The 23,935-nt window shown below is 68.8% G+C and carries 16 protein-coding genes, 1 other RNA gene and 1 pseudogene; 4 read left to right on the top strand and 14 right to left on the bottom strand.

Annotated elements, in window-relative coordinates:
• Positions 1–9 precede the first annotated feature (9 nt).
• The 8 genes from EDC25_RS10895 to EDC25_RS10860 form a co-directional block, all read right to left on the bottom strand.
• Positions 10–1,065 carry a 2-oxoacid:ferredoxin oxidoreductase subunit beta gene (locus EDC25_RS10895; protein ID WP_123522838.1) on the bottom strand — a complete coding sequence of 352 codons (1,056 nt, stop codon included), beginning with the start codon at positions 1,063–1,065 and terminating at the stop codon, positions 10–12.
• Positions 1,066–1,120: 55 nt separating this feature from the next.
• Positions 1,121–2,977 carry a 2-oxoacid:acceptor oxidoreductase subunit alpha gene (locus EDC25_RS10890; RefSeq protein ID WP_123522837.1) on the bottom strand — a complete coding sequence of 619 codons (1,857 nt, stop codon included), beginning with the start codon at positions 2,975–2,977 and terminating at the stop codon, positions 1,121–1,123.
• On the bottom strand, positions 2,974–4,791 hold the full coding sequence (locus EDC25_RS10885; protein WP_123522836.1) for an FAD-dependent oxidoreductase: 1,818 nt from the start codon (positions 4,789–4,791) through the stop codon (positions 2,974–2,976). The genes EDC25_RS10890 and EDC25_RS10885 overlap by 4 nt, the downstream gene beginning before the upstream one ends.
• Positions 4,792–4,894: 103 nt before the next feature.
• Positions 4,895–5,950, bottom strand: coding sequence for a glucokinase (gene glk / locus EDC25_RS10880; protein WP_123522835.1), 1,056 nt, complete (start codon positions 5,948–5,950; stop codon positions 4,895–4,897).
• Between the two features lie 88 nt (positions 5,951–6,038).
• Positions 6,039–7,157, bottom strand: coding sequence for an S-(hydroxymethyl)glutathione dehydrogenase/class III alcohol dehydrogenase (locus tag EDC25_RS10875; protein WP_123522834.1), 1,119 nt, complete (start codon positions 7,155–7,157; stop codon positions 6,039–6,041).
• Positions 7,158–7,170: 13 nt separating this feature from the next.
• Positions 7,171–7,446, bottom strand: a complete 276-nt coding sequence (gene frmR, locus EDC25_RS10870; protein WP_123522833.1) for a formaldehyde-responsive transcriptional repressor FrmR — start codon at positions 7,444–7,446, stop codon at positions 7,171–7,173.
• A 102-nt stretch (positions 7,447–7,548) separates the two neighbouring features.
• Positions 7,549–8,472: a class A beta-lactamase gene (gene bla, locus EDC25_RS10865; RefSeq protein WP_123522832.1), complete on the bottom strand. Its 924-nt coding sequence runs from the start codon at positions 8,470–8,472 to the stop codon at positions 7,549–7,551.
• A 92-nt stretch (positions 8,473–8,564) separates the two neighbouring features.
• Positions 8,565–11,300, bottom strand: coding sequence for a molybdopterin-dependent oxidoreductase (locus EDC25_RS10860; RefSeq protein ID WP_123522831.1), 2,736 nt, complete (start codon positions 11,298–11,300; stop codon positions 8,565–8,567).
• 130 nt (positions 11,301–11,430) lie between these two features.
• Here EDC25_RS10860 and EDC25_RS10855 point away from each other — a divergent pair, with 130 nt between their 5' ends.
• Positions 11,431–13,593: a M3 family metallopeptidase gene (locus EDC25_RS10855; RefSeq protein WP_377599640.1), complete on the top strand. Its 2,163-nt coding sequence runs from the start codon at positions 11,431–11,433 to the stop codon at positions 13,591–13,593.
• Between the two features lie 49 nt (positions 13,594–13,642).
• Here EDC25_RS10855 and EDC25_RS10850 read toward each other — a convergent pair whose 3' ends face one another.
• Positions 13,643–14,365, bottom strand: a complete 723-nt coding sequence (locus EDC25_RS10850; RefSeq protein WP_132577506.1) for a hypothetical protein — start codon at positions 14,363–14,365, stop codon at positions 13,643–13,645.
• 163 nt (positions 14,366–14,528) lie between these two features.
• A complete protein-coding gene (locus tag EDC25_RS10845) occupies positions 14,529–14,864 on the bottom strand; it encodes a hypothetical protein (RefSeq protein WP_132577505.1) in 336 nt (111 codons plus the stop codon).
• A gap of 434 nt (positions 14,865–15,298) precedes the next feature.
• On the opposite strand from EDC25_RS10845, the gene EDC25_RS10840 reads away from it, so the two are divergent.
• The 3 genes from EDC25_RS10840 to EDC25_RS10830 all read left to right on the top strand — a co-directional run bounded on the left by EDC25_RS10840 (position 15,299) and on the right by EDC25_RS10830 (position 19,435).
• Positions 15,299–16,672: a DEAD/DEAH box helicase gene (locus tag EDC25_RS10840; protein WP_132577504.1), complete on the top strand. Its 1,374-nt coding sequence runs from the start codon at positions 15,299–15,301 to the stop codon at positions 16,670–16,672.
• Between the two features lie 250 nt (positions 16,673–16,922).
• The gene (locus tag EDC25_RS10835; protein WP_205985025.1) at positions 16,923–18,221 is read left to right on the top strand and encodes an amidohydrolase family protein; all 1,299 of its coding nucleotides are present in this window, start codon (positions 16,923–16,925) and stop codon (positions 18,219–18,221) included.
• Positions 18,218–19,435, top strand: coding sequence for an amidohydrolase family protein (locus tag EDC25_RS10830; RefSeq protein WP_123522827.1), 1,218 nt, complete (start codon positions 18,218–18,220; stop codon positions 19,433–19,435). Before EDC25_RS10835 ends, EDC25_RS10830 begins: the two co-directional genes overlap by 4 nt.
• Before the next feature lie 359 nt (positions 19,436–19,794).
• Here the strand turns inward: EDC25_RS10830 and EDC25_RS10825 are convergent, their stop codons facing one another.
• The 4 genes and pseudogenes from EDC25_RS10825 to EDC25_RS10810 all read right to left on the bottom strand — a co-directional run bounded on the left by EDC25_RS10825 (position 19,795) and on the right by EDC25_RS10810 (position 22,895).
• A complete protein-coding gene (locus EDC25_RS10825; protein WP_123522826.1) occupies positions 19,795–20,220 on the bottom strand; it encodes a barstar family protein in 426 nt (141 codons plus the stop codon).
• A pseudogene (locus tag EDC25_RS15045) lies at positions 20,217–20,540 on the bottom strand (guanyl-specific ribonuclease); the annotation flags it as partial. The pseudogene EDC25_RS15045 and the gene EDC25_RS10825, both read right to left, overlap by 4 nt.
• A 537-nt stretch (positions 20,541–21,077) precedes the next feature.
• Positions 21,078–21,429, bottom strand: an RNA gene (gene rnpB / locus EDC25_RS10815) — RNase P RNA component class A.
• Between the two features lie 1,127 nt (positions 21,430–22,556).
• Positions 22,557–22,895, bottom strand: a complete 339-nt coding sequence (locus EDC25_RS10810; protein ID WP_240639718.1) for a GIY-YIG nuclease family protein — start codon at positions 22,893–22,895, stop codon at positions 22,557–22,559.
• Positions 22,896–23,935: the final 1,040 nt, after the last annotated feature.

The following is a 23,935-nucleotide window of genomic DNA, read 5'->3' as shown; positions in this document are numbered from 1 at the left end:
CGCGGCGTTTCAGCGCAATGCGGTATTGATCTTCGCCAGCGCTGTCGTGCCCGGGCACAGTTCACGTTCGGACAGTGTGTTGAGCGGCTGTTGCACGGTGCCCAGGTGGCCGTGCAGGTCGCGCGCCTGCGGATCGACGAAGAGCAGGCCGGTCACCAGTTCGCCACGCGCCTGGCGCTGCTGCACCAGGTTCAATGCAGCGATGCGGTCGCGCGGATCCCAGGCCGCGTCCAGCTTGTGCAGGCGCAGGACGCCGCCGTCGTGCTGCTCCACGTCGATGGTGTCGCCCGGCGCGTAGTCGGCGACGATCTGCGCGCGTGCCGGCATGACGTCCAGACGATTGACCGCGGCGTTGTGTTCACGCACCCAGTCGTAGCTGCGCGTACTGCCGGCGTGGTTGTTGAAGGCGACACAGGGACTGATGACGTCGAGGAACGCGGCACCGCGATGGTTCAGTGCACCCTTGATCAACGGAACGAGTTGCTTCTTGTCGCCGGAGAATCCCCGGCCGACATAGGTGGCGCCGAGCTGCAGCGCCATGGTCACCATGTCCAGCGGACTGTCGGCATTGACCACGCCCTTCTTCGACACCGAACCCTGGTCAGCGGTGGCGGAGAACTGGCCCTTGGTCAGTCCGTAGACGCCATTGTTCTCGACGATGTAGGTCATGTTCACGCCGCGACGGATCGCGTGCACGAACTGGCCGATGCCGATCGATGCGGAATCGCCATCGCCGGAGACGCCCAGATAGATCAGCTCGCGGTTGGCGAGATTGGCGCCGGTGAGCACGCTGGGCATGCGCCCATGCACGGTATTGAATCCATGCGCCTGGCCGAGGAAATAGTCCGGCGTCTTCGAGCTGCAGCCGATGCCGGAGAGCTTGGCCACGCGATGCGGCTCGATGTCCAGTTCCCAGCACGCCTGGATGATGGCGGCCGAGATCGAATCGTGGCCGCAGCCGGCGCAGAGCGTGCTGATCTTGCCTTCGTAGTCGCGACGCGTGAAACCGATGGCGTTGCAGGCCAACGTCGGGTGGTGCAGGCGCGGCTTGGCAAGGTAGGTCATGGTCGAACCTCCACGAAGGACGGATGCGGGAAGGCGTTCAATCGCCGCGCCCGCGTCACGCCACGTTCTCCATCTGCGCCGTCTTCGCTGCCGCTGCCGACTGCGCCAACGCATCGGCAATGGCGCCGGCGATGAATCGTGCGGTGATCGGCGTGCCGTCGTAGTGCAGCACCGCCACCAGGCGCGCCGGGTCCATATCGAACTCGTTGACCAGCAGCGTGCGCAGCTGGCCGTCGCGGTTCTGCTCGACGACGAAGACGCGCGCGTGCGCCTCGATGAAGTCGCGCACCGTGTCCGGGAACGGATAGGCACGCACGCGCAACGTATCCAGCGCGATGCCCTGTCCGGCCAGCAGTTCGATGGCCTCGGCCATGGCCGGACTGGTCGAACCGTAGAAGATCACGCCATGGCGCGCAGGCGGACCGGATTGCACGATCACCGGCTGCGGGACCAGCGACTTCGCGTTGTCGAACTTCTTCAGCAGCCGCTCCATGTTGTAGACGTAGTCAGGGCCGCGCTCGGAATACTGCGCCTGCGGGTTGCGCGACGTGCCGCGCGTGAAATACGCGCCCTTGTCGGGATGCGTGCCCGGCCAGGTGCGCCAGGGAATGCCGTCGCCATCGACGTCCTTGTAGCGCGCGAACTCGCGTCCGGATTCCAGGTCACCTGCCGTCATGACCTTGCCGCGGTCGTATCGCCGCGACTCGCCCCACTCGAACGGCGCGCACAGGCGCTGGTTCATGCCGATGTCCAGGTCGGTCATCACGAACACCGGCGTCTGCAGGCGATCCGCCAGGTCCAGTGCCGCCGCCGAGAAGGCGAAGCACTCGTGCGGATCCTCCGGGAACAGCAGCACGTGGCGGGTGTCGCCGTGCGAGGCATAGGCGCAGGCCAGCACGTCAGACTGCTGCGTGCGCGTCGGCATGCCGGTCGACGGCCCACCCCGCTGCACGTTGATGATGGTGGCCGGAATCTCGGCGAAATAGGCCAGGCCGATGAATTCGTTCATCAGCGAGATGCCCGGACCCGAGGTCGCCGTAAAGGCACGCGCGCCGTTCCAGCCGGCGCCGACGACCATGCCGATGGAGGCGATCTCGTCCTCGGCCTGCAGGATCGCGAAGCGTGCGTTCCCCGCCTCGTCGACGCGGTATTTCTGGCAATACTTCTGGAACGCTTCCGCCAGCGACGAAGACGGCGTGATGGGATACCAGGCGCAGACGGTCGCGCCGCCATAGACGCAGCCCAGCGCGGCGGCGGCGTTGCCCTCGACGAAGATGCGATCGCCGACCGCATCGGCCCGTCGCACGGTCAGGCCAATGGGGCAGGCCAGGTTCTGCAAGGCCCAGTCGCGGCCGAGATGCAGCGCCTTGAGGTTGGGCGGCAGCAGCTTTTCCTTGCCACGGTACTGCTCGGCGACCAGCGCCTCGAGGGTCGCGACATCCATGTCGAGCAGTGCGCTCAACGCACCGACATACATGATGTTCTTGAACAGCTGGCGTTGCCGCGGATCTTCCCAGGCGGCGTTGCACAGCTCCGTCAACGGCACCGCGATCACGGTGATGTCGTCACGGAACTTCGATTTCGGCAGCGGCTTGCTGCCGTCATGGAACAGATAGCCGCCCGGCTCGATCTCGGCGATGTCGGCGTCCCACGTCTGCGGATTCATCGCCACCATCAGGTCGACGCCACCGCGACGGCCGAGCCAGCCGCGTTCGGTCACGCGCACCTCGTACCAGGTCGGCAGCCCCTGGATGTTCGACGGGAAGATGTTGCGCGGGCTGACCGGCACGCCCATGCGCAGGATCGCCTTCGCGAACAGCTCGTTCGCCGATGCCGAACCGGAGCCGTTGACGTTGGCGAACTTGACGACGAAATCGTTGACGGCCCGCAGGGGCGATACGGCCGGGGTCATGCCGCCTCCTTGCGTTTCGATCGGCAACCGCCTGCATGGGCTTCCTGGAGCAGGAACTTCTGCATGTCCCAGGCCCCGGTCGGGCAGCGTTCCGCGCACAGGCCGCAATGCAGGCAGACGTCCTCGTCCTTGACCATCACGCGCTGCGTCTTCAGCGGGCCGGAGACATAAAGCGGCTGCGCGGTGTTCAGCGCCGGCGCGGTGAGGCGCTGCCGCACATCCTCTTCCTCGCCATTCGCGGTGAAAGTGATGCAGTCGGTGGGACAGATGTCGACGCAGGCATCGCATTCGATACACTTGCTGTCGGTGAACACGGTCTGCACGTCGCAGTTCAGGCAGCGCTGCGTCTCCGCCCAGGCGGTCGCCGGATCGAAACCCAGCTCGACCTCGACATGCATGCTGTCGAGCTTCCTGGCCGCTTCCGACCAGGGCACGGCGTAACGCTCGTCCGGCGACACCGCGTTGTCGTAGCGCCACTCGTGGATGCCCATTTTCTGCGAGGCCAGCAGCGTCTCCGGCGGCGGCCGCTGCGCCGGATCCCGGCCCTGCAGCAGCAGGTCGATGCTGATGGCGGCGGCGTGGCCGTGCGCGACGGCCCAGATGATGTTCTTCGGCCCGAACGCGGCGTCGCCACCGAACAGCACATGCGGCAGCGTGGACTGGTGGGTGACGGCATCGACGACGGGAAGACCCCACGGGTCGAACTCGATGCCGATGTCGCGCTCGATCCAGGGGAAGGCGTTTTCCTGGCCCACCGCGATCAGCACTTCGTCGCAGGCATGGAACTCGTCCGGCTCGCCGGTCGGCACCAGCTGGCGGCGCCCGTTGTCGTCGTACTCCACGCGCACCTTCCCGAAGGTCATGCCGGTGAGCCGTCCGCTGGCGTGGACGAAGCTCTTCGGCACGCGGCAGTCGAGGATGGGAATGCCTTCGTGCATGGCATCCTCCTTTTCCCACGGGCTGGCCTTCATCTCATCGAAACCCGAACGCACCAGCACCTTGACGTCGCTGCCACCGAGGCGACGCGCGCTGCGGCAGCAGTCCATGGCGGTATTGCCGCCGCCGAGGACGAGCACGCGCTTGCCGACCTGCGTGACGTGTCCGAAGTAAACGTTCGCCAGCCAGTCCAGGCCGACGTGGATCTGGCCAGCGGCCTCCTGGCGTCCCGGCAGGTCGAGGTCGCGACCGCGCGGCGCCCCGCTGCCGACGAAGATGGCGTCGTAGCCTTCCGCCAGCAGCGCGCGCATCGACCCGATGCGCCGGCCGGCGACGAAATCGACACCGAGATCGAGGATGTATCCGGTTTCCTCGTCGATGACTTCCTCGGGCAGCCGGAAGCGTGGCACCTGCGTGCGCATGAAACCGCCCGCCTTGGCTTCCGCCTCGAAGATCGTGACGCGGTAGCCCAGCGGCGCCAGGTCGCGCGCGACGGTCAGTGCCGAAGGCCCAGCGCCGACGCAGGCAATGCGTCGGCCGTTCCACTGCGCCGCCGGTCGTGGCATGCGCGAACGCACCTCGCCCTTGTTGTCGGCGGCGACGCGCTTGAGCCGGCAGATCGCCACCGGTTCCGGATGCCCGCCGTTGTTTTCCTCGACGCGACCGCGCCGGCAGGCCGGTTCGCAGGGACGGTCGCAGGTGCGCCCGAGAATGCCCGGGAACACATTCGACCACCAGTTCAGCATATAGGCGTCGTCGTAGCGGCCGGCGGCGATCAGGCGGATGTATTCGGGAACCGGCGTATGCGCCGGACAGGCCCACTGGCAATCGACGACACGATGGAACGTGTCCGGATGACGGATGTCGGTCGGCTGCACTGCGACCCTCCCGTTGCTGGCTGGCCGGTCGCGCCGGCCGCGCTTGCCGGGTCGAGTCTAGACCGACAACGGTGGATCCGGTTGTTGCGCTGCAATGCCGCCCTCAGGCGGCCGGACACCCGCTGTGCCCGCGGCCGCGCAGCAGTTGCGCCGCACCCAGCAGGCCCGGATGCGCATGCGTCACCACATGCACCGACACCTCACGCAGGTAGTCCCGCATGCGCCCCTTGTCGATCATGCGCGCCGGGAAATCGCTGGCGCGCAGGACCTCGACGAAACGCGGCACGATGCCACCGGCGATCACCAGCGTGCGTGCGCCATGGGTCAGTGCGATGTCGCCGGCGACGCTGCCGAGGATGGCGCAGAATCGCGCCAGTGCGGCGCCCGCCCATGCATCGCCACCGGCAACAGCGGCGCGCGTGACCTCGGCCGGCTGCCGGCGTTCGACGTCCGCCGCTTCGCCGCCGGCCGCGCGCGCACGCAGCATCTGGTCGATATGCGCCAGCCCGTCGCCACACAGCACGCGTTCGATGGAGACGCGTCCGTGGCGCTCGCGCAGTGAACGTTCGATGTCGCGCTCGATTTCATCGAGCGGCGCGAAGCTGGCATGTCCGCCTTCGGTTTCCACCACCTGCCAGCCCTGGCGATGGCCACCGGCGAGCAGCGCCACGCCCAGCCCGGTGCCCGGACCGATCACGCTGACCGGCCCCGACAATCCGTCGCGCTCCGGCCCGGCGATGTGCCTGCGATCGGCAGCAGCGAGCACCGGAACCGCATGCGCGACGGCGCCGAAGTCGTTCAGCAGCCGCACTTCGTCCAGGCCGGTGTGCTGCGCCAGCGTGCTGCGGCGGAACGACCAGTGCAGGTTCGTCAGCCGGATGTGATCGCGATCGACCGGGCTGGCCACCGCGATGGCGGCACGCGACGGCCGTCGCGGCAGGTCCTGGAGATAGGACGCCAGCGCCGACTCCAGGCTGTCGAAGCCGGCATTGCGCAGCGAGCGCGGTGCCAGCAGCGCCAGCGTGTCGGCATCCGGATCGCTGAGCGCGAAGCGCGAATTGGTGCCGCCGATGTCGGCAACCAGGTCCAGGCGCGACGCCCGCCGCAGCCGATCCAGATCGGCCGCAGGAAGGTCGTCGCGATGATCGTCCCGGTCCATGCCGTCTCCGCGCCCGCATGGTCGCGGAGGCGACCACTACCGTGCCACTTTAGCGGGCCGGGTCGCCGAATGCGCCCGGCCCGCCTGCTCACCCGGCGTGGAAATGCACGACCGAACGGATCGACTTGCCCTCGTGCATCAGGTCGAAGGCATCGTTGATGCGCTCCAGCGGCATGGTGTGGGTGACGAAAGGCGCCAGCTCGATCTTGCCGGCCATCGCGTCCTCGACCATGCCCGGCAGTTGCGAGCGGCCTTTCACGCCACCGAAGGCCGTGCCCTTCCAGGTGCGGCCGGTAACGAGCTGGAACGGTCGCGTCGAGATTTCCTGGCCAGCGCCGGCGACGCCGATGATCACGCTCTGGCCCCAGCCGCGGTGCGCGCATTCCAGCGCCGCGCGCATCACGTTGACGTTGCCGATGCATTCGAAGCTGTGGTCGACGCCCCAACCGGTCATCTCGACGATGACCTGCTGGATGGGCTTGTCGTGGTCGCGCGGATTCACGCAGTCGGTGGCGCCGAACTGGCGCGCCAGTTCGAACTTGGCCGGATTGGTGTCGATGGCGATGATGCGGCCGGCCTTCGCCTGGCGCGCCCCCTGGATCACCGCCAGGCCGATGCCACCGAGGCCGAACACCGCGACCGTGTCGCCTTCCTGCACCTTGGCCGTGTTGTGCACCGCGCCGATGCCGGTGGTGACGCCGCAGCCGAGCAGGCAGACGTGTTCGGGATTCGCTTGCGGATTCACCTTCGCCAGCGATACCTCCGCGACCACGGTGTATTCGCTGAAGGTCGAGCAGCCCATGTAGTGGTAGACCGGCTCGCCGTTGTAGGAGAAACGCGTGGTCCCGTCCGGCATCACGCCCTTGCCCTGGGTGGCACGCACGGCGACGCAGAGATTGGTCTTGCCACTCTTGCAGAACAGGCACTCGCCGCACTCGGCGGTGTAGAGCGGGATCACGTGGTCGCCCGGCTTGACGCTGGTGACGCCCTCGCCGACCTCGACGACGACGCCGGCGCCTTCATGGCCGAGCACGCAGGGGAACAGGCCTTCGGGATCGTCACCGGAGAGCGTGAAGGCGTCGGTGTGGCAGACACCGGTATGGGTGACGCGGATCAGCACCTCGCCCTTGCGCGGCGGCTCGACGTCGATCTCGACGATCTGCAGCGGCTGGCCGGGACCGAAGGCGACGGCGGCGCGTGATTTCATGGGACTCTCCTGCTTACCTGAGATAGGAACGGACCAGCGCGATGGCATCGTCGATGCTCGCCTGGCGATCGGCGGCGGACGCGCGCGGCGCGCCCAGTTCTTCACGGAGATGGCTTTCCAGCACGCCCGACATCAGGCCGTTGACGGCGCCGCGCAACGCGGCGATCTGCTGCAGCACCGGCGCGCAGTCGGCGCCGGCCAGCAGCGCGCGCTCGAGCGCGTCGACCTGGCCGCGGATGCGCCTGACGCGGGCAAGGACCTTGCGTTTCTCTTCCGGCGAATGCGGCACGCGCCACCCCGTTTATGATACTGGGGTGGAGTATACGCCAAGACGCAGGCGGGTGGCCCCACGGCCGGCGTCAGTGGGCTGTGCAATGGCGCCGGCGCGCCCTCAGTCCAGGCCGTCGAGCCAGGCGGCCGCGATGCGGGCGATCGGCGGGAAGATGCTTTCCTCGTCGCGCCAGGTGCCGGGGCTGTGCCCGCGTGATTCGTAGTAGGCGGCGACGACCAGCGGCGCGCGCCCCGGCGGCCAGGCCACGGCGACGTCGTTGAGCTTGTTCGCCATCGTCGGCGCAATGCCGGTGCCGGTCTTGTCGCCCGCCGGCCAGTGGGGTGGCAGGCCGGCGCGCAGGCGCCGCAGGCCGGTGTCCGTGGCGACCAGCCATTGCCGCAGCAGGTCGCGCGAGTCGGCGGACAGCAGATCGCCGGTCACCAGCGCGGCGACATGGCGCGCCATCGCGCAGGGCGTGGTGGTGTCGTGTTCCTCGCCGGGCAGGACGTGGTTCATTGCTGGCTCGAAACGGTCCAGCCGGGTGACGTCGTCGCCACGCGCGCGCCAGCTTTCCGTGACGCCAGCCGGTCCCCCGAGCTGGCGCAGCAGCAGGTTGGCGGCGACGTTGTCGCTGGTGAGCTGCGCCGCTTCAGCCAGCTCCAGCGCGGTCATCGACGTGACCCCGGCGTCGAGGCGCGCCTGGACGACTGGCGCATGTGGCACCAGATCCGCCGGCCCGAACGGAACAGGCGCGTTGCCATCCAGTTCGCCGAGCTCGACCGCGCGCAGCACCGTCGCCGCCAGCGGCAGCTTGAAGGTCGAACACAGGGCGAAGCGTTCGTCGCCGCGCCAGCGCAGTTCGGCGCCGGTCGCCGTGTCGAGGATGCAGACGCCGAGGCGGCCGCCGTGCTGCCGCTCCAGCTTGGCAAGCGCGTCGCCATGATCGCGTTGCGGACTCGTGCGTCCCGTTGCACAGGCCGGCAAAACGATGACCGGCACGGCCAGCAGCATTTTCAGGACATCTCGGCGGCTCAGGCTTCTCATGGCGGGACTCAGGCTATGGCGCCGACATCATCGCCGGCACTTGTGGCAATTCGCGGGCAGGCCACGCCCGCCGCCTAAAGGTGCCGAAACGCTCAGAGCTTGCGCAGGCGCACGCGCAGGTCGAACCACGCCGCCTGGCCGGTGACCGGATCGGCATGGGCGTAGCCGTCGGCGCGTCGTTCCGGGATCAGGTGGTTGAGCAGGAAACCGCGACGGAACTCCGGCGCGTTGCCGGCGAGTTTCCACGCACCCTTCTGCTTGCCGATGGCGTTCCAGGTCCAGACGGTGCCCGGCTCGACGCCTTCGTGCAGGCCGACCTCGGCCTCGATGGCCGCATGCGCGCTCTCGACGCGCACGCGCTCGCCGGGCTGCACGCCGTGTTCGGCCGCCGTGTCCGGATGCACGTACAAGACGTTGCGCGCGGCGATCTGGCGCAGCCAGCGGTTCTGCGAACCCCAGGCGTGGTACATGAACATCGGTCGTTGCGTAAGCGCCGACAGCGGATAGTCGTCGGCCGTGGCATCGACGTGTTCGAACGGCGCGTACCAGAACGGCAGCGGATCGAAGAAGCGTTCGACGCGTGCGCGTTCGGCGTCGGGCGGCTGCACCTCGCCGTGGCCACGCGCCGCAAGGCGGAAGCGCTGCAGGGTTTCGCCGTAGAGCTGGAACACCAGTTCCTCGCGCGATCCCCGGCCCTTGGCCGGCGGCAGGAAACCCAGTTGCTGCGCCCAGTCCAGGTAATCCCGGTTCGCCATCTTGTAGTAGAGGCCGGCCTCGGGAACGGGCGCCGAGAAGAAACAGTCGTCGGCCGCATAGGCCTCCAGCTGCGCCGGATTCGGCGCGCCCTTGCCGACCGTGTCGCCCTGCTCGCCACGATGGCCGATCAGCAGGCCGACGCCCGGCGCGCGCTCGTGGTTGGCGATGTAGTCGGCATAGCCGCCCGGATAACGCGCGCTGCCATCCTCGCGCACCATGCCCGGCAGGCCGAGGCGGGCACCGAGATCCAGCAGCACGTCCTGGAACGGCCGCACGTCGCGGTCCGGCGCGACCACGGGCTGGCGGATCGCATCGATGGCGGCGTCGGCTTCCGAGATCGGACGGTCCAGCACCGAGATGCAGTCGTAACGCTCCAGGTACGTGGTGTCGGGCAGGACCAGGTCGGCCCAGGCCACCATCTCCGAATCGTAGGCATCGACGTAGATGATGCGCGGGATGCGGTACTCGCCGGTGGCGGGATCGCGGTCGGCGAGCATCTTCTGCGTCTGCCGCGTGTTCATCGCCGAGTTCCAGCTCATGTTCGCCATGAACATGAAAAGCGTATCGACGGGATACGGATCGCCGGCCCAGGCGTTGCGGATCACGCTGTGCATCATCCCGTGCACGGCCAGCGGATGCTGCCAGGAAAACGCCTTGTCGAGGCGTCGCGGCTGGCCGTCGGCGTCGACCAGCAGGTCCTGCGGCGACTGCGGGTATCCCAATGGCGCCGCATCCAGGGTGCCGTCGGGGCGTCGCGTCTTGCCCGGGCGGTTGCCCGGCGGCGTGCCCTTCGGGTACGGCGGCTGGAAACGGTGGCCGCCGGGCGCATCGATGCTGCCCAGGAGCATCTGCAGCACATGCAGCGCGCGACAGGTGTGGAAGCCGTTGGCGTGCGCGGCGATGCCACGCATCGCGTGCATGCTCACCGGACGCGCGACGAAGCCTTCATGGCGGCGGCCATGCACATCGGTCCACGACTGCGGCAGCACGAAACTCTGCTCGAATGCGGCGTGTGCCAGTTCGGCGGCGATGCGGCGGATGGTGTCGGCCGGGATGCCGCAGCGTTCGGCGACCGCATCCGGCCCGTACTGCGGATCCAGGTAGCGCTGCGCAAGCAGCTGGAATGACGGTCGTGCGCGCCGTCCATCCGCCAGCGTGAAGTCGCCGACCACCGCCGGCTGGATGCCACAGCCCAGCGCATCGGCGAGCGTGCCGCTGCCGCGGTCGAAGCACAGCGGCCGGCCCTCGCTGTCGCGCGCGATCATGCCGTCGTCCGGCGCACCGCGATCGTCGATCACCAGCCAGTGCGCGTTGGTGTGGCGCACCAGGTAATCCAGGTCGATGCGGTCGGCACGCAGCAGCTCGTGGATCAGCGCCATCGCGAACAGGCCGTCGGTGCCGGGCCGGATGCCGATCCATTCATCGGCGACGGCGCCATAACCGCTGCGCACCGGATTGACGACGACGATCTTGGCGCCGCGCGCCTTCAGCTGTCCCAGGCCGAGCTTGATCGGATTGGAATCGTGGTCCTCGGCCACGCCCCACATCATCAGGTAGCGCGTGTGCGCCCAGTCCGGCTCGCCGAACTCCCAGAACGAACCGCCGTAGGTGTACATGCCGGCGGCGGCCATGTTCACCGAGCAGAAGCCGCCATGCGCCGCGTAGTTCACGGTACCGAACTGCTGCGCCCACCAGCCGGTCAGCGCCTGGCTCTGGTCGCGGCCGGTGAAGAAGGCCAACCGGTCCGGGTCCTCGGCACGCACGCGCGACAGCCAGCCGCTGGCGATGGCCAGCGCCTCGTCCCATTCGATTTCGCGGAAGGCACGTTCGCCGCGCTCGCCGACGCGAAGCAGCGGCTTGCGCAGCCGCGCCGGCGAATTGTGCTGCATGATGCCGGCGTTGCCTTTGGCGCAGAGCACGCCGCGGTTCACCGGATGGCGCGGATTGCCCTGGATGTAGCGGACCTTGCCGTCGCGCAGGTGGACGTCGATGCCGCATCGGCAGGCGCACATGTAGCAGGTCGTGGTCCTGACCTGGTCGCCGGTCGCGGAAGCTGGGGGAACGCGCGCCATCCAGTGTGATTCCTGCCTAAACGGCGGCAGTGTAACGCCGCCCAAGCGAAGTCTGGCGCCGCCATAACGAATACGCCTGGACGCGGCTGGCGCTATCGTTGGCAGTTCCAATCCCATCCGGAAGCCTGTTGTGAGCCGAATCCGTCCCATCGTCCTGGCCGTGGCCGTTGCCCTGGCCGCCTGTTCAAGCCCCGACTCCGCACCGACCATGACCGAGACCACGCCGACCGCGACCGGCACCGAAGCCGTCCAGGCCAACCCGCTGCTGACCGCTTCGACCCTGCCGTTCCAGGCGCCGCCGTTCAACCTGCTGCGCGACGAGCATTTCAAGCCCGCCATCGAGCAGGGCATGCGCGAGCACCTGCAGGAAGTCGCCGCGATCGCCGGCAACAGCGAAGCGCCGACCTTCGCCAACACGATCGAGGCACTGGAGCGCAGCGGCGAGACCCTGACCCGGGCCTACACCGTATTCGCCTCCCTGGTCGGCGCCGACACCAACGAGACGCGCCAGGCCATCGACGCCGAGATGTCGCCGAAACTGGCCAGCCACCAGGACGAGATCTTCCTCGACAAGGCGCTGTTCGAGCGCGTGAAGACGCTGTACGCGCAGCGCAACGAGCTCGGCCTCGACGCCGAGCAGGTCGCGCTGATCGAACACTACCAGCGCCGCTTCGAGCGCGCCGGCGCGCTGCTCGACGACGCCAGCCAGGCCCGCCTGCGCGAGATCAACCAGCGCGAATCGGCGCTGTCCACGCAGTTCAGCCAGCGCCTGCTGGCCGCCAGCAATGCCGGCGGCGTCCTGGTCGATGACGTCACCCAGCTCGACGGCCTCGACGAAGGCGACATCGCCGCGGCTGCCGAAGCCGCGAAGGCCGCCGGCCATGAAGGCAAGTGGCTGCTGCCGCTGCTCAACACCACGCAGCAGCCGGTGCTGGTGTCGCTGAAGAACCGGGAGCTGCGTGCCCGCGTGCTGGCGGCGTCGGAGCAGCGTGCCAGCCGCGGCGACGGCAACGACACCCGCGAGCTGGTGCGCGAGCTGGCCTCGCTGCGCGCCGAACGCGCCCGGCTGCTGGGCTTCGACAATTACGCCGCCTATGGCCTCGCCGACCAGATGGCCGGCACGCCGGAAGCCGCGATCCGCCTGCTCACCGACACCGTGCCGGCGGCGACCGCCAAGGCGCGCGCCGAGGCTGCGCGCATCCAGGCGCTGATCGACCAGCAGGGCGGCGGCTTCAAGCTGGCCGCGTCCGACTGGGACTTCTACGCCCAGCAGGTCCGCCAGGCCGAGTTCCAGATCGACGAGAACCAGGTCAAGCCGTATTTCGAGCTGGATCGCGTGCTGAATGACGGCGTCTTCTTCGCCGCCACGCAGCTTTACGGCATCACCTTCCGCGAGCGCAGCGACATTCCCGTCTATCATCCCGACGTGCGCGTGTTCGACGTGCTTGACGAGGACGGCAAGCAGCTGGCGCTGTTCTACGCCGACTTCTTCGCCCGCCCGAGCAAGAGCGGCGGCGCCTGGATGGGCAACTTCGTCGAGCAGAACGGCCTGACCGGCGCCATCCCGGTCGTGTACAACGTCTGCAACTACACCAAGCCGGCTGCCGGCCAGCCGGCCCTGCTGTCCTTCGACGACGTCATCACGACGTTCCACGAGTTCGGCCACGCCCTGCACGGCATGTTCTCGAACACGCGCTATCCGTCGCTGGCCGGTACCAACGTGCCGCGCGATTTCGTCGAGTTCCCGTCGCAGATCAACGAGCAGTGGGCGACGCACCCGACCGTGCTGGCGAACTACGCGCGCCACCACCAGACCGGCGAACCGCTGCCGGCCGACCTGCTCGGGAAGCTGATGGCTTCGCGCAGCTTCAACCAGGGCTACGCGACCACCGAGTACCTGGCCGCTGCGCTGCTCGACCAGGCCTGGCATGCGCTGCCGGCCGACGCCGCCGACATCGCCGATGTCGAGGCCTTCGAGGCCGATGCGCTGAAGCGTTACAACATCGACCTGGCCGAAGTCCCGCCGCGCTACCGCACGCCGTACTTCGCGCACATCTGGGGCGGCGGCTACTCGGCCGGTTACTACGCCTACTTCCAGGCCGAAGTACTGGCGCGCGACGGCTTCGCCTGGTTCACCGAGAACGGCGGCCTGTCGCGCAAGGCCGGCCAGGCCTTCCGTGACGGCATCCTGTCACGCGGCCACACCAGCGACCTGACCGAGCTGTACCGCGCTTTCCGTGGCGGCGACGCCAAGGTCGATGCGCTGCTGGAGTATCGCGGCCTCAGGGACTGAGCCCTGATGATGCGCCGTCGGGACGGCCATGCCGTCCCGACGTTCGCGTTCAGCGCACCGTTCCCGGTGGCTGCGCGAAGGTGCCGTCGAAGTCGTCCGCATCGCGATCTTCGCTGCAGCCGTAATGCTTGTTCCAGGCTGGCGAGAACGCGCGCCCGACGTTTTCACCGCCATTCAAGCGCCCACCGCAGGGCGCTTCCACCGGGGCATCCGGTCCGCCGCCGATCAGGCTGCCAAGGACCTGCACCACCTCGCCGGGCCCCATCCGCCGACGCATCCGCTGCTGCGGAATCACCGGATTGGGTGGCGCTTCGCCGGCGATTCGCGGACGCGTCACCGACGGCAACGCGGGCTGCCCGCGTCGACCGAAACCCCGTTCCACCGGATCGGATGGCCGCGCGAACGGATCCTCCGACGGCGCCACGCGCCATTGCGCCGGCGCCGGTTCTTCCGGACCGGCGATCACCGCCTCCATGCCTGCCGACGCTGGTGCGCGCTGCGCACGCGCCGGCGCAGGCACCGCCGGCGCGGCGAGAGGCTCAGGTCCAGTCGACGTATCGGTGGCCGAGGGCGACGCCTCTTCCGGCGCCGCAACGACTGCCGGTTCGGGTTCGGGCTCTGGCTGCGGCCACAGCGACAGATCGATCACCACCATCGCCTCGCCATCCGACACCGGCCGCGGCGCCGGGCGCATCGCATGCGCGAACAGCATGGCCATGAGCACATGGCCCGCCACCACCGTCGATGCGATCAGCAGACGCCCGCGATCCACCACCCCGCTCCGCTCCACTCGAAAAGGTGGCGAAGCCTAGCCGGCCCACCGTTAACGATTCGTCACGCCGGAAACCCGCGACCCCGCCCTGTCCACAATCAGCAAACGGCACACAAAGCAACGGCCGCTGCGATGATGCAGCCGCCGTCGTCGACCCGCGCCATCAGGCGACGGATGCGGTCGGACGGCGACCGCGGCGCGAACCGCGCAGCAGCCACCAGCCACCGAAGAGGATGAGCAGCAGCGGCAGCAGCGACGAGACGATGCCGACCACCACCGACAGGACCGCGCCGGCAACGGCACCGACGACACGGAACAGCAGTCCGACGACACCGAGCGCACCCGCCACGAAGGCGGCCGGGACCAGGGCGGCGGTGCGTCCGCCGAACAGGCCGGCCACGCCGACACCGATGCCGGCGAGGACGAGCAGCGGCCAGGCCAGCGCCGACAGCACGATGCCGCCCAGAATCAGGCCGATCACGATCGCCACGTCTCTCATCGCTCGTTCTCCTGTGCAGTCACGGCACCAGCCTGCAGGGCCGGGTCCGGGCGCGCACGTGCCGAAGGTCACCGCCCCGGGCTGCCGCTCGCGACCATTCAGTCCCCACGCTGCCCCTGGATGCAGGAAGCGTCACCGAAGGTCTGGACGACACGCGCGCACCCGGGATGAAACTGAATGGACAATGCGGAATTGCTGGCGCCAGGCGGGCGGCTGCCCTATGCTGCGTCGCGTCAGTAGCGTCGTCTTCCGACTTTCCTTGTCGACGCGGTCCTTCGACCGCCGTCCCGCCGATCGGTTACCGCCGCCACGCCAGCCCGGACAATACGTGTCCCGGCTGCTACCGATCATTGCGTCCGCAGCGCGGCTTCATCCAGGAACGCTCCGGACCGACACGCCAGCAGCCACTGCCGGTGTGCACTGGAGTTACCGACATGACATTCGATTCCCTCGGGCTCGCGCCCGAACTTTCGCGCGCGCTCAACGAACTGGGCTACGCGACGCCGACGCCGATCCAGTCCGAAGCCATCCCGCTGGTGCTGGAAGGCCGCGACCTGATGGCCGGCGCCCAGACCGGCACCGGCAAGACGGCCGCGTTCTCGCTGCCGGTGCTGCAGCGCCTGCTCACGGGCAGCGGCCGCCCGGCCGTCGCCGGCAAGAAGCCGCGTGCGCTGGTGCTGACGCCGACGCGCGAGCTGGCTGCCCAGGTCAATGAAAGCCTGCGCGCCTACGGCCGCCACCTGCGCGTGCGCACCGGCGTGATCTTCGGCGGCGTCGGCATGCAGCCGCAGATCGACACGCTGCGTCGCGGCGTCGACATCCTCGTCGCCACGCCGGGTCGCCTCATCGACCACATGGAACGTCGCACGGTGGACCTGTCCGGCATCGAGATCCTCGTGCTCGACGAAGCCGACCGCATGCTCGACATGGGCTTCCTGCCGGCGATGAAGCGCATCCTCGGCGTGCTGCCGCGCCAGAACCGCCAGACGCTGCTTTTCTCGGCGACCTTCGCCGACGAGATCAAGGCGCTGGCGCAGCAGTTCATGCGCAACCCGGCGCAGGTGCAGATCGCCGCGCGCAACAGCGTCGCCGCGACCGTCACCCACCGCGTCCATCCGGTCGATGCCGCGCGCAAGCGCGACGTGCTGCTGGAGCTGCTCAGCCGCGACAGCCGCCGGCAGACGCTGGTGTTCGCACGCACGAAGCACGGCTCCGACAAGCTGGCGCGGCACCTTGAAGCGCATGGCGTGCGCTGCGCGGTGATCCACGGCAACAAGAGCCAGGGTGCGCGCACGCGCGCGCTGAAGGACTTCAAGGACGGCCGCGCCACGGTCATGGTCGCCACCGATATCGCCGCGCGCGGCATCGACATCGACCAGCTGCCCGCGGTCATCAATTACGAGCTGCCGATGGTCGCGGAGGATTACGTGCACCGCATTGGCCGCACCGGCCGTGCCGGTGCCGACGGCCAGGCGATCTCGCTGGTCTGCGCCGCCGAGGCCGGCCAGTTGCGTGACATCCAGCGCCTTCTCGGTCGCGAAATCGACAGCGAAGTCGTCGAAGGCTTCGAACCGCTTGAAGCGCTGCGCATGGGTCATGGCGGTGGCGGCAACGCGCAGCGTCGCCCGGCCGGCAACCAGCCGTCGCGTCGCAACCAGCAGCGCCCGCGCCCCAACGGCCAGGCGCCGCGTGGCCGCGGTCGTGACGGGGGTGGCAACGGTCGCCCGCATGGCCACGGCCACGCCGCCGCCAAGCCGGCCGACGGCAGCCGCCGTTCGCATCCGGCCCGCGCCGCACGCGGTTCCTGACAACCCTGCCGGCGCCCGCCGGCAAGCGTTCGCCGACGATGGCCTGCCCTGTGCAGGCCATCGTCGTCTGGGCGGCAGCGAAGGCCCATCCGTGCATCGCACGGTTTCGTCCACTGGCCGCCGGGGTCCGGTGGCGGGCCGTGACCTGCGTTTATGCTCCCGACAGCGGTCGCCGGCCGGATGCCGGCACCGCCATCCGTCCGGCCGTTGGCGCCGGACGGTTCCGCACACTGTCCAGGGAGTCCACGCCGTGCTGCGACGCCATGTCCTCGCGCTGCTCTGTTGCCTGCCGCTGAGCGCGGTTGGCCAGGAGCGGCCCATTGCCTTCACGGGCGCCACCATCCTGCCGGTCAGCGGCGACGCCATCGAGAACGGGACGCTGCTGGTGCAGCGCGGCCGTATCGTCGCCGTCGGCACCGATGTCCGCATTCCTTCCGGTGCCGAACACCGCGATGTCTCCGGCAAGGTCATCATGCCGGGGCTGGTCGATACCCATTCGCACATCGGCCAGGCCGCCGGCGGCGACCGCAGCGCGCCGATCCAGCCGGACGTGCGCGTGCTGGATTCGATCAACGTGCGCCATGCCGGCATCGCCAAGGCCCGCGCCGGCGGCATCACCACGGTCAACGTCATGCCCGGTTCGGGGCATCTGCTCAGCGGCCAGACGCTGTACCTGAAGCTGCGTCGCGGCACGACGGTCGATGACCTCTCGATCCGCCTCGACGATGGCAGCCTCGCCGGCGGCATCAAGATGGCCAACGGCACCAATCCCATCCGCCCCGCCGCCCCGTTCCCCGGCACGCGCGCGAAGTCGGCGGCGCTGATGCGCGCACAGCTGGTCGCGGCGCAGGAGTACTGCGCGAAGATGGCCGACCGCAACCTGGCCGCCGAACGCAAGCCGGCGCGGGATCTCGGCAAGGAAGCGCTGTGCGAGGCACTGGACGGCCGGCGCATCGTGCACCACCACACGCACCGCCACGACGACATCCTCACCGTGCTGCGCCTGGCCGAGGAATTCAAGCTGCGCGTCGTCCTGCAGCACGCCGTCGATGCCTGGCTGGTGGTGGACGAGATCGCCGCCAGCGGCGCGCCGGTCTCGACGCTGCTGCTCGACAGCCCGGGCGGCAAGCTGGAGACGCTCAACGTCAACAGCGCGGCGCCGGCGATCCTCGAACGGGCCGGCGTGCCCACCGGCTTCCATACCGACGATCCGATCATCGACTCGCGCCTGCTGCTGCGCCAGGCGGCAATGGCCGTCCGTGCCGGCATGTCGCGCGAAGGCGCGCTGAAGGCGCTGACGATCAACGGTGCGCGCATGCTCGACCTCGACCGCCGCACCGGTTCGCTGGAGGCGGGCAAGGATGCCGACTTCATCATCCTCAGCGGCGATCCGCTGAGCGTGTACACGCAGGTGCTGGAAACCTGGGTCGAAGGCGCGCAGACCTTCAACCGTGCCGACCCCGACGACGCCCTGCGCGCGACCGGCGGTTACGGCGGCAGCCGCGATGCCATGGAAACGGATGTGCTGGAAATGGAGGGCGGAGTATGAAGCGCGCACTGGTCACCACCGGCCTGGGCCTGCTGCTGGCCGCCCAGGCCACCGTCGCGCAGGATCTCGCCGTCCGCGCCGAACGCCTCTATCCGGTGGCGGGTCCGGCCATCGACAACGGCGTCGTCCTGATCCGCAATGGCAGGATCGAGCGCGTCGGCCCGGCCGATCGCGTGCGCATTCCCGATGGCGTGCAGACGCTGGAAGCGCGCGTCGTCACGCCCGGACTGATCGACGCCCGCAGCGTCGTCGGGCTGGCCGGTTATCTCAACCAGCCACACGACCAGGACCAGCTGGAATCGTCGGCGCCGATCCAGCCGCAGCTGCGGGCCATCGATGCCTACAACCCGCGCGAGACGCTGGTCGGCTGGCTGCGCGAGCACGGCATCACCACCGTGCACACCGGCCATGGCACCGGTGCGCTGGTCTCCGGCCAGACGCTGATCGCCAAGACCTGGGGCAATTCCGCCGAGGCGGCGACGCTGCAGTCGCCGGCGATGATCGCCGCGCAGCTGGGCAGCGGCGCCTTCGGCGCCGAGGGCAAGAGCCCGGGCAACCGCAGCAAGCAGGTGGCGATGCTGCGCGCGCAACTGGTCAAGGCCGGCGAGTACCGCGACAAGCTCGCCCGCGCCAAGGCCGACTCGGCGCCCCCGCGCGACCTGGAGTTGGAAGTGCTGGTCGAGGTGCTCGACCGCAAGCGCCCGCTGCTGGTGACGGCATGGCGCGAACAGGACATCCTGTCGGCGCTGCGCCTGGCACAGGAGTTCAACTTCCGCCTCGTCCTTGATGGCGCCGCCGAAGCCTATCTCGTCGTCGACCAGATCAAGGCCGCAGGCGTGCCGGTGCTGCTGCATCCGACCATGGCGCGCCAGTACGGCGAGCTGGAGAACGCCAGCTTCACCACGGCGGCGGCGCTGCATCAGGCCGGCATTCCCTTCGCGCTGCAGAGCGGCTATGAGGGCTATGTGCCGAAGACCCGCGTGGTGCTGTGGGAAGCGGCGATCGCCGCCGCGAATGGCCTTGGCTTCGACGCCGCGCTGGCCAGCATCAGCCTCGACGCCGCGCGCATCCTCGGCATCGAGGACCGCGTCGGTTCACTGGAAGCCGGCAAGGACGGCGACCTCGTGCTGTTCGACGGCGATCCATTCGAGTACACCAGCCACGTCACCGCCGTGGTGATCAACGGCCAGGTGGTCAGCACCGTCCCGCGCTGATCGCGCGGACGCTTCGCCGGCGTGGCACGTCCCGTGCCGCGCCGGGGGCGATGTCCGCCGGGTTGTCCGCAGCGGTCGCGCCGCACCAACTACAGGCCCGGCAAGCGGGCTAGCCGGGCTTCGATGCGCCCGAACGGCGAGCGGTCGCGCCGCCTATGCGCTCCGTATCGGCCGCAGGTGGTCGTCGCCGGCGACCGGATGGTCGCCAGCAGCAGGCGATCAGGCATCGTCGGCGGGCGGGTCGGTGACGAGCCGGGGCTTCGATGCACCCGGACGGCCAGCGGTCGCGCTGCCTATCCCCGCCTTATCGCCCGCAGGCGATCGTCGCCGGCGACCGGATGGTCGCCAGCAGCAGGCGATCAGGCATCGTCCGCGGGCGGGTCGGTGACGAAACTCCAGAACGGCACGGCGGCGTCGCGCCAGCTGTCGGCGGTGTCGGCCAGCACGTCCAGCAGCATCCGCCACGACGCCGGATCGGCCTCCCGGAAGGCACCACTGTTGCCGATCACCAGCACGTAACCGCGCGCCAGCCACCACGACAGGTCGGCCAGGCAGTCGGCCAGCGCGTCCCAGTTGTCGCCGAACCACTCGGGGAAACGGAACACCGCAGCCATGCGTGCGAACAGGTCATCGCTGCGTCGGCAATCGGCCAGGTCCAGGCGCACGGTCGCGAAGTCCAGGCCGCGCGCCGCCGCGAACAGGTCCGGCCGCTCGCCCGGTTCGATGAAGAACACGCCGGCCTCGCCATGCTGCCGCAGCCAGGCCGTCCATTCGCCAAAGGTCATCGCGGCACCTCGAAGGATCGGAACGTGCGGTAGTGGTCCGCGGTGTACCAGAACTCGGTCGGGGGGTCGCCGCCAGTGACGATGCGGCGCGCGCCGCGGTCGCGCGAACCTGGCGTCGGCACGGTGTATTCGCGGTAATGGCCGCGCGCCCGCGAAGGCAGACGGCGCTCGCGGTTCTGGAACACGGCGCCATCCTGGCGATGCGGATGCGGCCCCCCGCGCAGGATGCGTTCGACGACCGCCGGCGCCTCCGGCGGCAGGAAAGACGGATAAGACCGCGCCGGCGTCGACGATGTCGCGGGCGCGGGATTCGACGGCGCAGGATTCGATTGCGCGGACTTCGATCCCCCGGGGTGCGAGGGCGCGGGATTCGACGACGTGGACTTCGACCGCCCGGCATTCGATGGCGCAGGACCCGGTGGCGCGGGACTGGATCGCCCGGGTTCCGATGGCGCCGGCAACGATGGCGCCGGTGCTGAAACGTCCGGCCGCCCGGCCGTTCCGGCAATCGACGGCGCGTCGTAGTGCTTCCAGACCTGCACCAGCACCAGCAGCGCCAGCACGGCGATGGCCAGCCAGCGTGGAAGCGGGAAATTGAAATCGCGTCGCATGCGGTTCGTCAGGCAGTCCCGGCCAGAGCATCCGTTCGCCGGCGCAACCAGTCGGGCGCCGACGGAACCATCATAGCGGCGCGGCCTCGGCACAGACCGGCGACGGGCAATGGTCGCGCGGACGGACAGAACGTGTAGCGGGCTGACGCCAAAGCCGGGCGCCGGAAAGCATCGCGCGGCGGTTGAGGCGACGAGCGACGGGGCACAGCCCGGCGCGCCCGGAGGCGCGCCGGCTGGCATTCGATGGATTGGAGCCGGCCTGTAAGCCGGGTTCTGTCGAGGACGGTCATTCCTCTGGGACGCGTGTCACCACGCGCCTCGTGCGGCCAACCCGGATCCGACGCGGGCCACGTCATGGGATCCCTATTCGGCCTTGCTCCAGGTGGGGTTTGCCGTGCCGGTCTGTTGCCAGACTCGCGGTGCGCTCTTACCGCACCGTTTCACCCTTGCCACGCATTCCCGGAGGAACCGTTCGGCGGTCTGCTCTCTGTTGCACTTTCCGTCGGCTCGCGCCGCCCAGGCGTTACCTGGCACCCTGCCCTGCGGAGCCCGGACTTTCCTCTGCCGCTTGCGCGACAGCGACCGCCCGGCCGACTCCAGCGGCAAGGATACAGGCAATCCCCGGCGAGCACCGGGACGCCCGTCATGCCCGCGCAGGCGCGGCATCCGCAAGCCCGAAGGTCGTCACGCCCGTGAAGGCGCGGCGTCCGCGGTCCCGAAGCCCGCCTTTCCCGCGCAGGCGCGGCGTCCGCAAGCCCGAAGGTCGTCATGCCCGCGCAGGTGTGGCGTCCGCGGTCCCAATGGCCGTCATGCCCGCGCAGGCGGGCATCCAGCGAACTCAGCCTCAGCGCAAGACCGGCTGGATACCCGCCTTCGCGGGTATGACGGAATCAGGGGCTCGTGTTGGCAGAGACGAAATCGGAAAGGTGACCGCAGCGACTGGTCAGAGATGAAATCAGGGAGGGGACGGCAGCGACTGACCTCCGCAGCGTGGAAAACGCAAACGTCCGCCGGATGCGATGAGCCGCCCTCCGCAGAGCCTGCAAGGGCATTCCCACCCGGAATCCAGGCATGCCGCCAAGTCGCGGTCTCCGCAATCCCGAAACCCGTCATGCCCGTGAAGGCGCGGCGCCCGCAAGCCCCGATGCCCGTCATGCCCGTGAAGGCGCGGCGCCCGCAAGCCCCGAAGCCCGTCACGCCCGTGAAGGCGCGGCGTCCGCGGTCCCGAAGCCCGCCTTTCCCGCGCAGGCGCGGCGTCCGCAAGCCCGAAGGTCGTCATGCCTGCGCAGGTGTGGCGTCCGCGGTCCCAATGGTCGTCATGCCCGCGCAGGCGGGCATCCAGCGAACTCAGCCTCAGCGCAAGACCGGCTGGATACCCGCCTTCGCGGGTATGACGGAATCAGGGGCTCGTGTTCGCAGAGACGAAATCGGAAAGGTGACCGCAGCGACTTGTCAGAGATGAAATCAGGGGGGACGCCAGCGACTGACCTGGTCAGCTTGGAAAACGCAAACGTCCGCCGGGTTCGAAGACCCGCCCTCCGCAGAGCCTGCAAGGGCATTCCCACCCGGAATCCAGGCATGCCGCCAAGTCGCGGTCTCCGCAATCCCGAAACCCGTCATGCCCGTGAAGGCGGGCATCCAGCGAATTCAGCCTCAGCGCAAGTTTCGGGTCCGGCAGTGCCGGTTCAGCCGGCTCCGCAGCGGCGTGGCCGAGCCGACTCCTGCTCAATCCGACCGCGGTGCCCCGGTCTCGAACCCGCAGATTTCGCCCCAAAGATCGGTCCAATCCGGATTGAGTTCCTCGATCAATCGCAGCTTCCATGACCGGCGCCACTTCTTGACCTGCTTTTCCCGGGAAATCGCTGACACCATATCCCCGTGCAGCTCGTACCAGACCAGCCGCGTAACGCCGTATCTCGCCGTAAAACCTTCGACGGCATGTTGCCGGTGTTGCCAGATCCGCTTGACCAGATCGCTGGTCACGCCGACATACAACGTCCCGTTCCTGTCACTGGCGAGGATGTAAACCGCTGGCTGCTTTTCCATTGCCATATCAACGGACATGTTGGGCCGCGTTGAGTAGGCACGGCTGGCAGTCCAAAGTCCACTCCGATGACTGTTCCGGCAGCCAAAACGCCACAACGGATCGTCATGCCCGCGAAGTCGTGACCTCCGCAATCCCTACACACGTCATGCCCGCCAAGGCGGCATGCCGTGAGTTCAGGCTCAACGCATGTTCCGCTGGATACCCGCCTTCGCGGGTATGACGGAATCAGCGGCTGGCTCGGTCGGAGACGAAATCGCCCGCGGTCCCGAAGGCCGGTCATGCCCGCCAAGGCGGCATGCAGTGAGTCAGGCTCAACGCAAGTTCCTCTGGATACCCGCCTTCGCGGGTATGACGGAATCAGCGGCTGGCTCGGTCGGAGACGAAATCGCCCGCGGTCCCGAAGCCGGTCATGCCCGCGAAGTCGTGACCTCCGCAATCCCTACACACGTCATGCCCACCAAGGCATGCAGTGAGTCAGGCTCAACGCGAGTTCCGCTGGATGCCCGCCTTCGCGGGTATGACGGAATCAGCGGCTGGCTCGGTCGGAGACGAAATCGCCCGCGGTCCCGAAGCCGGTCATGCCCGCGAAGTCGTGACCTCNNNNATGCCCGCCTTCGCGGGTATGACGGAATCAGCGGCTGGCTCGGTCGGAGACGAAATCGCCCGCGGTCCCGAAGCCGGTCATGCCCGCGAAGTCGTGACCTCCGCAATCCCTACACACGTCATGCCCACCAAGGCATGCAGTGAGTCAGGCTCAACGCAAGTTCCGCTGGATACCCGCCTTCGCGGGTATGACGGAATCAGCGGCTGGCCGGGTCAGGGAGGAACCCGATGAGGTGATGGCGGTGGCGGGCCGGACAGAGGCGGAATCGGAGATGTGATGGCAGCGGCTGGTCGGGTCAAAGTCAAAAACCGGAGAGGGGCCGGCGGCGGCTGGCGGGTCGGAGGCGAACCGGAAACTATCCGTCGTTGACCTGCGCCGACCTGATGACGCTGCCGATGACGCTGGCGGCCGGTTCGCCGCGGAGAGGTGCCGAGGACGTGAAAGGCTGCGCAC

Source organism: Pseudofulvimonas gallinarii, assembly GCF_004343305.1.
In the GTDB taxonomy this organism is placed as follows: domain Bacteria; phylum Pseudomonadota; class Gammaproteobacteria; order Xanthomonadales; family UBA2363; genus Pseudofulvimonas; species Pseudofulvimonas gallinarii.
Note: the sequence above shows the minus strand (reverse complement) of the source record. Positions and strands in the feature narration are given on the sequence as shown.

What these genes read in the sequence shown, in the direction of transcription:
- glk (WP_123522835.1), bottom strand. Translation starts at nt 5,950, where the DNA reads ATGGACCGGGACGATCATCGCGACGACCTTCCTGCGGCCGATCTGGAT.
- EDC25_RS10875 (WP_123522834.1), bottom strand. Translation starts at nt 7,157, where the DNA reads ATGAAATCACGCGCCGCCGTCGCCTTCGGTCCCGGCCAGCCGCTGCAG.
- EDC25_RS10845 (WP_132577505.1), bottom strand. Translation starts at nt 14,864, where the DNA reads ATGAGAGACGTGGCGATCGTGATCGGCCTGATTCTGGGCGGCATCGTG.
- EDC25_RS10890 (WP_123522837.1), bottom strand. Translation starts at nt 2,977, where the DNA reads ATGACCCCGGCCGTATCGCCCCTGCGGGCCGTCAACGATTTCGTCGTC.
- EDC25_RS10895 (WP_123522838.1), bottom strand. Translation starts at nt 1,065, where the DNA reads ATGACCTACCTTGCCAAGCCGCGCCTGCACCACCCGACGTTGGCCTGC.
- EDC25_RS10825 (WP_123522826.1), bottom strand. Translation starts at nt 20,220, where the DNA reads ATGACCTTTGGCGAATGGACGGCCTGGCTGCGGCAGCATGGCGAGGCC.
- EDC25_RS10840 (WP_132577504.1), top strand. Translation starts at nt 15,299, where the DNA reads ATGACATTCGATTCCCTCGGGCTCGCGCCCGAACTTTCGCGCGCGCTC.
- EDC25_RS10830 (WP_123522827.1), top strand. Translation starts at nt 18,218, where the DNA reads ATGAAGCGCGCACTGGTCACCACCGGCCTGGGCCTGCTGCTGGCCGCC.
- EDC25_RS10810 (WP_240639718.1), bottom strand. Translation starts at nt 22,895, where the DNA reads ATGTCCGTTGATATGGCAATGGAAAAGCAGCCAGCGGTTTACATCCTC.
- bla (WP_123522832.1), bottom strand. Translation starts at nt 8,472, where the DNA reads ATGAGAAGCCTGAGCCGCCGAGATGTCCTGAAAATGCTGCTGGCCGTG.
- EDC25_RS10860 (WP_123522831.1), bottom strand. Translation starts at nt 11,300, where the DNA reads ATGGCGCGCGTTCCCCCAGCTTCCGCGACCGGCGACCAGGTCAGGACC.